Origin of the sequence: Massiliimicrobium timonense (assembly GCF_002160865.1) — a bacterium.
GTDB lineage: Bacteria > Bacillota_I > Bacilli_A > Erysipelotrichales > Coprobacillaceae > Allocoprobacillus.
The window spans coordinates 66,694-80,465 of the sequence record NZ_NFLJ01000009.1 but is presented as its reverse complement, the minus strand read 5'-3'; the positions used below and the strand labels follow the sequence as shown (position 1 = coordinate 80,465).

At 30.6% G+C, this 13,772-nt stretch carries 11 protein-coding genes and 2 tRNA genes; 10 read left to right on the top strand and 3 right to left on the bottom strand.

Annotation, left to right across the window (positions count from 1 at the left end; all coding sequences use genetic code 11):
• Window positions 1–294: 294 nt before the first annotated feature.
• Window positions 295–1,026: a glucosamine-6-phosphate deaminase gene (nagB, locus tag B5E75_RS04510; protein ID WP_087357590.1), complete on the bottom strand. Its 732-nt coding sequence runs from the start codon at window positions 1,024–1,026 to the stop codon at window positions 295–297.
• A 169-nt stretch (window positions 1,027–1,195) separates the two neighbouring features.
• Here nagB and ptsP point away from each other — a divergent pair, with 169 nt between their 5' ends.
• The gene (gene ptsP / locus B5E75_RS04505) at window positions 1,196–2,905 is read left to right on the top strand and encodes a phosphoenolpyruvate--protein phosphotransferase (RefSeq protein WP_241146621.1); all 1,710 of its coding nucleotides are present in this window, start codon (window positions 1,196–1,198) and stop codon (window positions 2,903–2,905) included.
• 84 nt (window positions 2,906–2,989) lie between these two features.
• Here the strand turns inward: ptsP and B5E75_RS04500 are convergent, their stop codons facing one another.
• Entirely contained in the window at window positions 2,990–3,436 is a 447-nt protein-coding gene (locus B5E75_RS04500) for a GAF domain-containing protein (protein WP_087357588.1), read from the bottom strand.
• 54 nt (window positions 3,437–3,490) lie between these two features.
• Between B5E75_RS04500 and B5E75_RS04495 the strand changes: the two genes are divergently transcribed.
• From B5E75_RS04495 to B5E75_RS04480, 4 genes are all read left to right on the top strand, one after another.
• The gene (locus tag B5E75_RS04495) at window positions 3,491–4,717 is read left to right on the top strand and encodes a deoxyguanosinetriphosphate triphosphohydrolase family protein (protein WP_087357587.1); all 1,227 of its coding nucleotides are present in this window, start codon (window positions 3,491–3,493) and stop codon (window positions 4,715–4,717) included.
• Between the two features lie 59 nt (window positions 4,718–4,776).
• Window positions 4,777–5,709 carry a homoserine O-acetyltransferase MetA gene (gene metA / locus B5E75_RS04490; protein ID WP_087357586.1) on the top strand — a complete coding sequence of 311 codons (933 nt, stop codon included), beginning with the start codon at window positions 4,777–4,779 and terminating at the stop codon, window positions 5,707–5,709.
• Between the two features lie 135 nt (window positions 5,710–5,844).
• Window positions 5,845–7,704 (top strand): dockerin type I domain-containing protein, encoded by a 1,860-nt coding sequence (locus tag B5E75_RS04485; RefSeq protein WP_241146620.1) that lies wholly within the window; start codon window positions 5,845–5,847, stop codon window positions 7,702–7,704.
• Window positions 7,705–7,719: 15 nt separating this feature from the next.
• A complete protein-coding gene (locus tag B5E75_RS04480) occupies window positions 7,720–9,066 on the top strand; it encodes a cadherin-like beta sandwich domain-containing protein (protein ID WP_241146619.1) in 1,347 nt (448 codons plus the stop codon).
• Window positions 9,067–9,076: 10 nt separating this feature from the next.
• On the opposite strand, the gene B5E75_RS04475 is transcribed toward B5E75_RS04480, so the two are convergent.
• Window positions 9,077–9,499, bottom strand: coding sequence for an NUDIX hydrolase (locus tag B5E75_RS04475; protein WP_087357585.1), 423 nt, complete (start codon window positions 9,497–9,499; stop codon window positions 9,077–9,079).
• A 99-nt stretch (window positions 9,500–9,598) separates the two neighbouring features.
• On the opposite strand from B5E75_RS04475, the gene pepV reads away from it, so the two are divergent.
• The 5 genes from pepV (at window position 9,599) to B5E75_RS04450 (ending at window position 13,758) form a co-directional block, all read left to right on the top strand.
• Window positions 9,599–10,969 carry a dipeptidase PepV gene (gene pepV, locus B5E75_RS04470; protein WP_087357584.1) on the top strand — a complete coding sequence of 457 codons (1,371 nt, stop codon included), beginning with the start codon at window positions 9,599–9,601 and terminating at the stop codon, window positions 10,967–10,969.
• A gap of 62 nt (window positions 10,970–11,031) precedes the next feature.
• Window positions 11,032–11,117: transfer RNA gene (locus B5E75_RS04465), tRNA-Leu, on the top strand.
• A 12-nt stretch (window positions 11,118–11,129) separates the two neighbouring features.
• Window positions 11,130–11,216 (top strand) — tRNA-Leu (locus tag B5E75_RS04460).
• Between the two features lie 47 nt (window positions 11,217–11,263).
• On the top strand, window positions 11,264–13,417 hold the full coding sequence (locus B5E75_RS04455; protein WP_087357583.1) for a Tex family protein: 2,154 nt from the start codon (window positions 11,264–11,266) through the stop codon (window positions 13,415–13,417).
• Window positions 13,417–13,758 carry an arsenate reductase family protein gene (locus tag B5E75_RS04450; RefSeq protein WP_087357582.1) on the top strand — a complete coding sequence of 114 codons (342 nt, stop codon included), beginning with the start codon at window positions 13,417–13,419 and terminating at the stop codon, window positions 13,756–13,758. Before B5E75_RS04455 ends, B5E75_RS04450 begins: the two co-directional genes overlap by 1 nt.
• The last annotated feature ends 14 nt before the right edge of the window (window positions 13,759–13,772 follow it).

Here is a 13,772-nt window from a genome sequence, read left to right as displayed (position 1 = left end):
GTAACCATGCCGAACACAGAAGTTAAGCATCATAGCGGCGAAGATAGTGGGCAACTGCGACAATAGCACGCTGCCAGTTCACATGACGGTCCAGTCTTCTTCTGGTTCCGTCCTTTTTTATTCTTTCATCATGATTTCCTTAAGATGGAGTTATTTAAAATCATTTCATTTTTCCTGGCATATTAGATATGCTTTTTTGATTCCCTGTGAATTTCTTTATTTCATAGGGAATTTTTTTTATAAATATAAAAAATCTCACTCGTTATATGGAGTGAGATTTTTAAAATCATATGTTTATTTCTTTAATAGACTTGCAGCAGCTTCATCAACAATTAAAATACAATCTGGATGATCTTGTAATGCGCTTGCAGGTACATCTGTTGTTTTTGGACCTTCAACAGTAGCTTGGATAGCTTTAGCTTTTCCTTCTCCAGAAGCAATAAGTAATACTTTTTTGGCTTTCATGATATTTGCAATTCCCATACTTACTGCTTGAGTAGGTACATCTTCAATTTTACCATTAAAGAATAGACGTGCATTATCTTCAATTGTAGATTGTTTTAAATCAACTTTATGAGTCACTGAATCAAAAGGTGTTCCAGGTTCATTAAAACCAATATGCCCATTCGAACCGATACCTAATAATTGAATATCAATAGGATTATCTTCTAATAATTGATTATAAGCTTTACATTCTTCATCAATATCACCATTACCTTTTGGCACATGAACATTGTTCATATCAATATCTAATTCATTAAATAAGTTATGACACATAAAATAATGATAACTTTGAGGATGAGATTGGTCCAAACCAAAATATTCATCAAGATTAAATGACTTAATTGTTTTATAAGAAGTTCCATTTTTCTTATGATCTTCTCTCATCAATTCATAAAGTCTAATAGGTGTAGATCCCGTAGCTAAACCTAAATTGGCTGTTGGATTATTCTTAATAACATTCAACATAATTTCACAAGCTTTTTGGCTTGCTTCTTCATAATCTTTTACAATAATGACTTTCATTTTTGTCCCTCCTATAATATGTCTTTATTATATAACAAGCACTATGAAATGAAAAGGTAAATTTTCAAAATTTGAAAATTTAAAATTTACGAAATAAAGAAAGTTTAATCTTTATTTTATATGGAAAATAAGGTAAAATAAGTCTATATGGAGGTAGGTCAAAATGACAATGATTAAAGGAATTGCGGCATCTAATGGTATTGCAATTGCAAAAGCATACAAATTAGTTATGCCTGATTTGACAGTGACAAAAGAAACTGTTGAAGACGTTGAAAAAGAAATTAAAGCTTATGAAGATGCAATGGATTGTACTAGTAAGCAACTTGAGGCAATCAAAGAAGCTGCTTCAAAAAATTTATCTGCTGAAGAAGCTGCTGTATTTGATGCTCATGCATTAGTTTTATCTGATCCTGAATTGAAAACTCAAGTAGAAGATAAGATTAGAAATGAAAAATGTAATGCTGCTGCAGCTTTAGAAGAAGTGGCTAATACTTTTGTGGCTATGTTTGAATCTATGGGGGACGAATACTTTAGAGAAAGAGCTGCTGATATTAAAGATGTATCTCGTCGTCTTTTAGCAAATCTTTTAGGGAAATCTTTGCCTAATCCAGCTTTGATTGATGAAGAAGTTGTGATTATTGCCGATGATTTAACACCTTCTGATACAGCTCAATTAAATAAAAATCTTGTAAGAGGATTTGCAACAAATATTGGTGGAAGAACTTCACACTCAGCAATTATGGCTAGAAGTTTAGAAATTCCTGCAGTAGTGGCTTGTAAAACAATTACTGATGAAGTTAAAGATGGTGATATGATTGCTCTTGATGGTATTGAAGGAGTTGTCATGATTAATCCTGATGAAGATACTGTTAAAGAATATGCTCAAAAACGTGATGATTATATTGCATATAGAGAAGAATTAAAAAAATTAGTGAATGAAAAAACTGTTTCAACTGATGGTCATCAAGTTGAATTGGTTGCTAATATTGGTTCACCAAAAGATCTTGAAGGTGTGAGAGAAAATGGTGGTGAAGGTGTAGGTTTATTTAGAACAGAATTCTTATATATGGAATCTGCTGAATTACCAACTGAAGAAAAACAATTTGAAGTTTACAAAGAAATCTTAGAAGGAATGGCTGGTAAACCTGTTGTTGTTAGAACACTTGATATCGGTGGAGATAAAGAAATTGAAGCTATTGATTTACCAAAAGAAATGAATCCTTTCTTAGGCGTTCGTGCAATTCGTTTATGTTTCCAAAGAGAAGATATTTTTAGAACACAATTGAGAGCGTTGTTAAAAGCATCAGTTTATGGTGATTTAAGAATTATGTTCCCAATGATTGCAACATTAGGAGAATTTAGAAAAGCTAAAGGTATCTTAATGGAAGAAAAAGAAAAATTAATTGCTGAAGGTGTTAAAGTATCTGATACATTACAGGTAGGTATTATGATTGAAATTCCTGCTGCTGCTGTATTGGCAGATCAATTTGCAAAAGAAGTAGATTTCTTCTCAATTGGAACAAATGATTTAATTCAATATACATTTGCTGCAGATAGAATGTCTTCTGGTGTATCTTACTTATATCAACCATTTAATCCATCTATTTTACGTTTGGTTAAACATGTTATTGAATCAGCACATAAAGAAGGTAAATGGGCTGGTATGTGTGGTGAAATGGCAGGAGAACCAATGGCTGCACCATTATTATTAGGTCTAGGATTAGATGAATTCTCTATGTCAGCAACATCTATTTTGGCTCAAAGAAAATTAATTAGAGGATTATCTCAAAAAGAAATGGCAGATTTAGCTAATCAGGCTATTAACTGTACAACAATGGAAGAAGTTGTTGCATTAGTAGAAAAAGTTGTTAAAAAATAATGAAAAAGACAATGCTTAATTTCATCATGAAATAAAAGCATTGTCTTTTATATTCTATGAACTTCTTTTTTAGGCATGACTTTTTCAAAAAGTTTCTTTTGCAATTATATCTACTATACTTTCTAAGAATTTCTGATCATAAGCTGTAAACCTATTAAAATAAGGAGAATCAATATCTAAAACTCCAACAAGTTCATGACGAACTATAATAGGAATTACAATCTCACTTTTACTGCGTTCATCACAGGCAATATGCCCACTGAATTGGTGAACATCACCGACACATACAGTTTGCTGTAGAAGGGCTGCTTTACCACATACACCTTGCCCTACGGGAATTCTCAAACAGGCAACCTTTCCTTGAAATGGACCTAAAACAAGTTCTTTGTCTTCTAATAGATAAAATCCTACCCAATTAATATTTGGAAGAATTTCATTTAAAAATGCAGAAATATTTGCCATATTAGCAACAACATTTTTTTCATCTTTTACTAATTCATGGGCTTGTTGTAAAAATAATTGTGTATCCATTGCTTTCACTCCTTTTTTGTTATAACATGAGTATAACATAGAGAGGTAACAAAAATGAAGGAAAAGAAATTTGACGGATATGGAATGTTTGAACAACATCCTGATTATCAAAAAGCAATCAAAAGATGTGCGAATATATATCAAAGAAGATATGATTTAAGAAGTGAATTTGCAAGAGATTATACAAGAATTATTTTTTCACAGGCTTATCGCCGATTAAAACATAAAACACAAGTTTTCTTTGCAGTTGAAGATGATCATGTCTGTACACGTAGCGAACATGTGAATCTGGTAGAATCTATTTCTTATACTATAGCACATCAATTAGGTTTAAATACTGAATTAACAAAAGCGATTGCTGTAGGACATGATTTAGGACATGCACCTTTTGGGCATGGTGGAGAAACTATTTTGACACAAATTGCACAGTCACATCAATTAGATAGATTCTGGCATGAAAAAAATAGCTTACATTTTGTTGATCACATTGAACTTTTAGAAGATAATCAGCATAATCAATATAATTTAAATTTGACTTATGCTGTAAGAGATGGAATCATTTCGCACTGTGGTGAAATGAATCAAAAATACATTCAAAAAAGAAAAGAATATATTGATTTAAACGCTTATCAGTATGCTGGAGAATATAATCCTTTTACCTATGAGGGTTGCGTTGTGAAAATGGCAGATAAAATTGCTTATCTCGCAAGAGATATCGAAGATGCCTTAAGACTTCATGTTTTAAAACAATTACAAATTGATGAATTAAGAGATCAATTAAATCAAATGGGAACTTATCAGTTTTATGCAATTAATAATGGTTCTGTTGTGAATTACTTTATTCATGATGTTGTTGAAAATTCATCGGTTGAAAAAGGAATAGGACTATCACAGGAAGCATTTGATAAAATGAAAGTTATTATGAAGTTTAATTATCAAAATATTTATTTAATCAAAAGAGTTCAGATTCATGAAAAATATGTATCTTTAATATTAAATTCACTTTTTGATTTTTTATATGATTATAAACAATATGATGATTTTATACAAAAATTAAAACATGATCTCAATCAATATCCAAAGTTAATCGGTCATTATTTAACATGGTTAGAAAAATATGCATACATAAAACAATATCCAAGAAAAGAACAATACAAGAATCAAATTGTTTATGACTTCGAGAATGATTTTCAAGCATTTGAAAAAAGTATTATAGATTATTTGGCGGGAATGAGTGATGCCTTTATTATTCAAGTCTTTAATGAATTGATTTCTTTTTAAAAGAATATTCAAGTCTTTGATAAAATATGATACAATACTCATTGAAATGAGGGATAATTGTGCCAATTAAAATACCAGATAATTTACCAGCAGCAAAAATATTGAAAGAAGAAAATATTTTTATAATGGATGAAACACGTGCAACGACACAAAGAATTCGACCTTTAAAATTACTTATTTTAAATATTATGCCAACTAAGATTGTGACTGAAACACAATTATTAAGACTTTTATCTAATACACCACTACAAATAGAAGTTGATTGGATTCATATGGCAAGTCATGATTCTAAAAATGTTTCTAAAGAACATCTTTTGGCTTTTTATAAAACATTTGATGATATCAAAGATAATAAATATGATGGTCTTATTATTACAGGGGCTCCTGTTGAAAAGTTGGATTTTCATGATGTTGATTATTGGGATGAATTAACAACATTATTAGAATGGTCAAAAACACATGTTTTTAGTTCCTTCTTTATTTGTTGGGCTGCACAGGCAGCGTTATATTACTTTTATGGTGTTTCAAAATATTTATTATCACATAAGTTGACAGGCGTTTATTTACACCATACAAATGTTGAAAAGATGCAAAGAAAAATATTAAGAGGTTTTGATTACCAGTTTTATGCTCCGCATTCTCGTTATACAAGTGTTTCTAAAGAAGATATCGAAAAGATTAATGATTTGGATATTTTAGCTGAGTCAAAAGAAGCAGGGGTTTATATTGTTGCTTCTAAAGATGGTTCACGCTTCTTTGTAACTGGGCATCCTGAATATGATCCAGATACTTTAGACAAAGAGTATAAAAGAGATTTAGCTAATCCTGATATTATCAGTGAAATGCCTAAAAATTACTATTTGAATGATGATATTCATAATGAAATTCAAGTAAAATGGCGTTCTCACGCTTATTTAATATTTGCTAACTGGTTAAACTATTATGTTTATCAACAAACACCATATAATTTGGATGAATTAAAAGAAAGATGATATTTTATAACATTTCTTGGGAATTATGTTATAAAATTCATCTTTTTTGTGTGAAATTATACGAAAATAGATTGAATTTCATATTTTCATATAATATAATTTTATTTGGAATGTAGTGAAAGAAGGGGTGTTTTAATGAAGAAAAAAGTATTTCAATTGAGTATGTTTATTATCTCTTTAACTTTAGTTATGGGGTTATTTATAAATGTGACAAATCAAAATCAAGTAGAGGCAAAGGATGAATCTCAAAGTGGTCCTGAAATTACAGATTATTTTACTGTTATTAACGAAGATGGAAGTGCATCTATTGTTGATTTTGATGATATTGAAAATGATGATTCTAAGATTATAGAAGAAACGAAAGAATATGATTTGGTTGCCAAAACTGGTGATGAAAAAGAAGTTATTGCAACTTATGAAAGTGAAGAAGAAGCTCAAGAAGCTTTGGATAATAAGGTGAATGCAAAATCTAAATTACGTGCCAGATCTTTTTCCGTTACAACATATGCAGTAGAAGAAAAAACAAAAGATATTGAATATGGTGTTGTATATCTGAATGCAAAAGGTCATGATGGAAATAGTTATTTGACTTATGATAATGTTTTGACTGGTTATGATGGTTATACGACAGGAAGCTATGCTAAGGATGCAGCTTATATTGGAACAGTCAATGGTAAAATTCGTGCAAAACAGGCTGGGACTATTATGGATTTTAATAAAAATGATGTGACTATTGTTGATTATAAAGATAAAGAAACTAAAATTTCTCATTATAAAGTAGAAGATGGCTATTTATATCATATATATTATTATGGAACAAATGGCTCTAGTAAGCAAAGAGTTGGAAAAAAACCAAGCTATTTAAATACAGGAACGACATACTATAGCTACGATGGTCATTATTTCTATACAAGTTATCCAACAATGATTAAAGATTATCAAAATAGCAATACATCTTATCCTAATGCTGTTAATAAATCAAACCCATTTTATAATTACTATCAATTTCTCTCACATCGTTCTAAAACAACTTTAACAGCATCAAACTTTAATGCTATTACAAATGATAAAGCTGGTTCAAGTTCTTCAAAAATGAAGAATATGGGACAATATTATATTGAAAATCAAAATACATATGGTACAAATGCATTATTGATGTTTGGTGTTTCTGGAAATGAAAGTGCTTGGGGAACAAGTGCCATTGCAATGGATAAAAATAATTTGTTTGGACATGGTGCTGTAGATAGTAACCCATATTATGGAGCAAATGGTTATGCTAATCCACAAACAAGTATAAAATATCATGCTGAAAAATTTATTTCTAATGGTTACTTAGATAACGAAGATTGGCGTTATAACGGTGGACATTTAGGAGATAAATTGTCTGGTATCAATGTGCGTTATGCATCTGATCCATATTGGGGAGAAAAAGCTGCAAGTGTTAATTATTATTATAATTATGGAAGTGATTATAATAAATATACAATTGGTATTATTAATGGGCAGCAAAAAAGCTATAAGCTTTATAAAGAACCTAATTCAACTGTAACACATACTTTAGGAAGTGGTAATAGTCCACGTACTTATAATTTACCAGTGATTATTTTAGATACTGTTACAGTATCTGGTAAGAAATGGTATAAAATTCAAAGTGATACAGCATTAAACAGTTCTCGTACTGATACGGATTGGGAGAATAAATATAGTTTTTCAAGAGATTATTTATATATTCCTGCATCAGATGTGACAATTGTTACAAATGGTAGTGATAGTAGTACATCTGATAGTCCTACATCTTATACACGAGGAGATGTGAATGGTGATGGGAAAATATCACCAACAGATTATGTATTGATTAGAAATCATATTAATGGAAAATCTAAATTGACTGGAAACAGCTTATCTGCTGGAGATGTTAATGGAGATGGAAAAATATCACCAACAGATTATGTTATGGTTAGAAATCATATTAATGGAAAACAAAAAATAAGTTAATTAGTGAGGTATATAATGAATAAATTAAAAAAAATATTTGTGTCAATTTTGATGATTACATCAGTAATATCATTGAATGTAATAAATAGTGATGCTGCAAGTTTTTCTGTTTCATCAAAAGGTACTGCTAAAGTAGGCGAAACTGTTACTGTGACAATTACAGGTAGCGGATTATATGCAACATTTAATGTTAGTTGTCAAGGTCCCGGACAAATCATTTCTTCTGCAACAGATGTAGATAATGGAAGTACTACGATTAAAGTACGAGCAACAGGAATAGGAACTGTTACAGTTACAGCGTCAGGAGTTGCGTCAAACTATGACAATCCTGCTGATTATTCAGTTAGCGATTATACAACATTTACAGTGACAAGTAGTTCAAGTTCTTCAAATTCATCAAATGGAACTACTTCTTCAAATAATTCAAGTAGTTCAAGTCAGTCAACTTCTGAACCAGAAGTAAAAAAATCAAGTGAAAAGAATTTATCTTCTTTAAGTGTTTCCGAAGGAACTTTATCGCCAAAGTTTTCTTCTGGAACAACAACATATAAAGTTGATTTAACAAGTGAAACAGAATCACTAACTATAAGTGCCAAAGCTAAAGATAGTAAAGCAAAAGTTTCTGGAACAGGTAAAAAAGAATTAAAAATAGGAGAAAATAATTTTACAGTTACGGTTACTGCTGAAGATGGCAGCAAGAAAACTTATACGATAAGTGTTTATGTGACGGAAAAACCAACACAATTTGTTAAATTGGGTGATCAAAATTTAGGAATTTTAAATGATTTATCTAAAACGGATGTGCCAAAAGGATTTGAAAAATCAACAATAAAAATTGACAATAAAGATGTGACAGCTTTACAAAATAAAGATATGGGATTGACTTTATTATATTTACAAAATGAAGATGATAGCACAGGATTTTATATTTATGATGTAGATAATAATAAAGTTTTGAGTAAATATCAAACTGTAGCTGTTAATGGAAAAACATATGTTCTTATGGATGCCCCAGATAATTTAGAAGCTATCCAAGATTTAAAAACAGCAACTATTAAAATTGGTGATGTTGAATTAAGTGGATGGAAATTTGAAGATGAAGCTTTATCACATTATACACTTGTCTATTTAATGAATGAAGCTGGGGAAACTCAATTATATACATATGAAGATACTGAAGGGACATTACAAAAATATACTCCTGTTGAAGAAGAAAATGATAATACATTAACTTATGTATTTATTGGAACAACAGCTCTATTTGTTGTATCAACTGCGGTACTTGGATATATGTATATAAGTTTTAAAAAGAAATCAATTTCTGCTATAAAAGATTATTATGAACGAAAAAATCAAGGGTAACCTTGATTTTTTAATCTACAATATGCATTGATTCGTATTCTTTAAGTGTCATGATGATATCATCATAAATTTTTTTATCAATATACTGAAGTAATTCTGTACTTGATACAAATTGGTAATCTGTATGTTCATGAGATAATTGAACATGATCGTTTGTCGGTATGGTAAGAAATCCAATACCAACAGTTTGATAATCTGGACGAATAGCAGTAAAAGTATAAACGGGTTTAATAATTTTAATATCTAAACCTGTTTCTTCTTTTAGCTCTCTTATTAATGCTTCATGAGGTGTTTCTCCATATTCTAATCCACCACCTGGAAGTTCCCAATAACCTAATCCATCACTAGATGGACGAACTCTTTTTAAAATAAGTATTTTCTGATGATAAATGACAATTGCTTTGACAGTAATATGAAATTTGATATTTTCCATGTATTTATTCCCTCCATTTTATATATCATAGCATTTTTTTTATAAAAAGTATCCTTTTATTGAAAATGTTTGCTATAATAATTGAGAGGTGAATGAGAAATGATAGATTTTTTAGAAGAAGTATATAAAAGAAAAGATGCAATGATAGAAGATATTCAAACATTATGTCAAATACCATCTGTTTTAGATGAAACAACAGCTAACGAAGGTCAACCTTTTGGAGAAAAGTGTCGTGAAGCTTTAGAAGCTATGTTAGAAATTGGAAAAAGAGATGGTTTTATCTGTGAAAATGTCGATGGTTATGCAGGACATATAGATATAGGAGATCAAGAGGAAACATTTGGAATATTAGGACATTTAGATGTTGTTCCATGTAATGCTAAGGGTTGGAATACTGAACCTTATGGGGCAACATTAGAAAATGGAAAACTATATGGTCGAGGTGTAGCTGATGATAAAGGACCATTAATAGCTGGTTACTATGCTGCTAAAATTATTCACGAATTAAAGTTGCCAGTAAAAATGAAAACAAGAATTATTTTTGGATGTAATGAGGAAAATGGTTCTAAATGTATGAAATATTATTTTACAAAAAAGCCTTATCCTGCAATGGGATTTACTCCGGATGCAGAATTTCCAGTCGTTTATGGAGAAAAAGCAGGGGTTAATTTTAAAATCACAGGAACAATTGATAAAGATAACTTAATTGGTTTGTATTCTGGCACAAGACCTAATATTGTACCAGAAGTTTGTGAGGCTTACTTAATAGGATCATATAAACAATATAAAGAATCTTTTTTAGCCTATTTATCAAAATATCATTTAGAAGGTAATATTGAAGAAGAAGGTAATCATACAAAACTAGTTTTAACAGGAAAATCTGCACATGCTTCTACACCAGAGTTGGGAATCAATGCAGCTGTATATATGTGTCATTATTTAAAAACAGTATCACAAAATAAGCTTGTTGAATTGATTGATCAATTCTTCTATGAAGATTGTTATGGGAAGAAACTTGGTATAGCTTATACAGGGTTGATGGGACCTCTCACTGTTAATTTGGGTGTCATTAACTATAAAGATGAACATGTTAGTATGATTTTAGATATGCGTGTTCCTCATGAAGTGACTGATGAACAGTTAACGAAAAAGATGCACCAATGTCTGGAATCTTATTCTTTAACAGAAACACATGAATTAGGAAAAGCATTATATGTAGACCCTCAAAGTGAACTAATTCAAAAACTGCATAATGCATATGTTGAATTTACAGGTGACCATGAACATCAACCACAAGCTATTGGTGGAGGAACATATGCGAAGACTATGCCAAACTGTGTAGCTTTTGGTGTGGAATTTCCTGACAGTGATAATAAAATTCATCAAAATAATGAAGAAATATCTATTGAAGACTTGATGAAAGCAACAGCGATTTATGCAAAAGCATTATACGATTTGATTAAGGAATAGAGTGAATTCTCTATTCCTTATTGCATAGAAATAGGATTTTTGTTATAATATATAAGCTAAATGCAGGTGTGGTGGAATGGTAGACACGCTATCTTGAGGGGGTAGTGGAAGTATTTCCGTGTGAGTTCGAGTCTCATCACCTGCACCAATTTATTTTGTTGCATCTGTGGTGGAATTGGTAGACACGCTATCTTCAGGCGGTAGTGGAAGTATTTCCGTGTGAGTTCGAATCTCATCAGATGCACCATTTTAAGCATTGTCTATCAATGTGTTTTTTTATTATTGGAGGATTTTATGAATCAAGAAATTATACAAAAAATAGCTATTCAACTGTCTATTTCCAACCAACAGATAGAAAATGTTTTATCTTTATTAGAAGATGGAGCAACTGTTCCTTTTATTGCTCGTTATCGTAAAGAAAAAACAGGAGGCCTAAATGAAGATCAAATTAGAGAAATTTCAAAAGTTTATGAATATCAGTTGAATCTTCAAGAACGTAAAGATGATGTTATCCGTTTGATTGATGAAAAAGGTTTGTTGACAGAAGAATTAAAACAAAATATTCTTAAGGCTTCTAAGTTAAGCGAAGTTGAAGATTATTATAGACCATTTAAAGAAAAGAAGAAAACAAAGGCAACGATGGCTAAAGCTAAGGGATTAGAACCATTGGCCCAAGCTATTTTAAAGTTACCAAGAGTTTTTGATTTAGAAAAAGAGGCTCAAAAGTATATCAATGAACAAGTTTCTAGTATTGATGAGGCTATTCAAGGAGCACAAGATATTATTGCTGAACAAATCAGTGATGAACCACGTTATCGTAAATACACAAAAGATATGATATATAAAACAGGAATCTTAACTTCCCATGTCAAAAAGACAAATCCTGATGAAGAAGATGGTATTTATGAAATGTATTATGATTATCAAGAAAGAGTTAAATATATTGCTTCCCATCGTGTTTTAGCCATCAATCGTGCTGAAAAAGAAAAAGTACTTACTGTTTCAATTGAAATTGACGATGAACGTTTTATTCAATATATTGTTCAAGGAGTCATGCGTAGACGTGAATCTTCTTTACAAGGTTTTATTGAAGAAACTGTTAAAGATGCTTTTAAACGTCTTATTTTTCCTTCTGTAGAAAGAGAAATACGTCATGAGTTGACTGAAAAAGCACAGGAACAGGCGTTAAATGTATTCTCAATTAATCTGGAAAATTTATTATTACAGGCTCCTATGAAAGATAAATTTGTGCTTGGAATCGATCCGGCTTTTAGAACAGGTTGTAAATTGGCAGCTATTGATCCCACAGGAAAGGTATTAGATATTGATAAAGTATTTATTACTATTCCAAAGGATCATTATACAAAAGATGAAAAAATACTGTTATCTATGATTCAAAAATATCAAATTGAAATTATTGCGATTGGAAATGGAACAGCAAGTCGAGAAACAGAAAGTTTTATTGCTCAGTTTATAAAAAAATATCAGCTCGATGTTCAATATGTGATTGTATCAGAAGCTGGAGCAAGTGTTTATTCAGCAAGTGCTATCGCAAAAGAAGAATTTCCTGATTATCAAGTTGAAGAAAGATCAGCTGTATCTATTGCCAGACGTTTACAAGACCCATTAGCTGAACTAGTAAAGATTGAACCCAAAGCGATTTCTGTAGGGCAATATCAACATGATATGAATCAAAAGAAATTAACAGAACAATTAGATTTTGTTGTTGAAAAAGTAGTCAATCAAGTAGGAGTTAACATTAATACAGCTTCACCATCACTATTGCAATATGTTTCTGGCCTGACGATGACGACAGCTAAAAATATTGTGAAATATCGTGAGGAACATGGAAAATTTATTTCTCGTCATGACATTAAAAATGTAAAAAAATTAGGCGATAAAACATATGAACTGGCAGTAGGGTTTTTAAGAATTTTATCAGGAAATGAAAAGTTAGATGAAACGAGTATTCACCCTGATAATTATCAGGATGCAATGCATCTTTTAGAATATCTCCATCTTCATAAAGAAGATATTGGAACACCTCGTGCTAAAGAAGTGATTGAAGCAACATCTACGCAACAAATTCAAGAGGATTTACACCTTGATTCTTATTTGGTTAAAGATTTATTGGATGCTTTTGTTTCGCCACATCGTTCTCCTCGTGATGAATATAACGTTCCTGTTTTGAGAAAAGATGTCCTAAAAATTGAAGACTTGAAAAAAGGAATGAAATTACAAGGGGTTGTTAGAAATGTTGTGGATTTTGGAGCTTTTGTTGATATTGGTTTAAAAAATGATGGTTTAATTCATATTTCTAAAATGTCTACACATAAAGTGAAACATGCTTTAGATATTTGTCATGTAGGTGATATTTTAGATGTTTATGTTTATGATATTGATTTAAAGAAAAAAAGAGTCGCATTATCTTTATTGGAGGTGGCATAATGCAATTTATTTATTATCCACGTTGTAGTACATGTTTAAAAGCTTTGAAAAAATTAAAAGAACAAGGTCTTGATGTTGAATTAAGAGATATTGTTCAACAAACTCCTAGTCAAGAAGAATTACTTCATTGGATACAACAAAACGGACAAGGGATCAAACCATTCTTCAATACATCTGGCAAACTTTATCGTGAAATGAATCTAAAAGAAAAAGTAAAAGATATGAGTGAACAGGAAGCAGCTTTACTGTTATCACAAAATGGAATGCTGATCAAACGTCCAATTCTTGTGGATGATCAAAATATTTATATTGGTTATCAAAAGGAAATCTATGAAAAATAGATTTCCTTTTTTTA

Coding starts and splice junctions, on each gene's coding strand:
- nagB (WP_087357590.1), bottom strand. CDS start 1,026: ATGAAAGTCATTATTGTAAAAGATTATGAAGAAGCAAGCCAAAAAGCT.
- ptsP (WP_241146621.1), top strand. CDS start 1,196: ATGATTAAAGGAATTGCGGCATCTAATGGTATTGCAATTGCAAAAGCA.
- B5E75_RS04500 (WP_087357588.1), bottom strand. CDS start 3,436: ATGGATACACAATTATTTTTACAACAAGCCCATGAATTAGTAAAAGAT.
- B5E75_RS04495 (WP_087357587.1), top strand. CDS start 3,491: ATGAAGGAAAAGAAATTTGACGGATATGGAATGTTTGAACAACATCCT.
- B5E75_RS04485 (WP_241146620.1), top strand. CDS start 5,845: ATGAAGAAAAAAGTATTTCAATTGAGTATGTTTATTATCTCTTTAACT.
- B5E75_RS04480 (WP_241146619.1), top strand. CDS start 7,720: ATGAATAAATTAAAAAAAATATTTGTGTCAATTTTGATGATTACATCA.
- B5E75_RS04475 (WP_087357585.1), bottom strand. CDS start 9,499: ATGGAAAATATCAAATTTCATATTACTGTCAAAGCAATTGTCATTTAT.
- pepV (WP_087357584.1), top strand. CDS start 9,599: ATGATAGATTTTTTAGAAGAAGTATATAAAAGAAAAGATGCAATGATA.
- B5E75_RS04455 (WP_087357583.1), top strand. CDS start 11,264: ATGAATCAAGAAATTATACAAAAAATAGCTATTCAACTGTCTATTTCC.
- B5E75_RS04450 (WP_087357582.1), top strand. CDS start 13,417: ATGCAATTTATTTATTATCCACGTTGTAGTACATGTTTAAAAGCTTTG.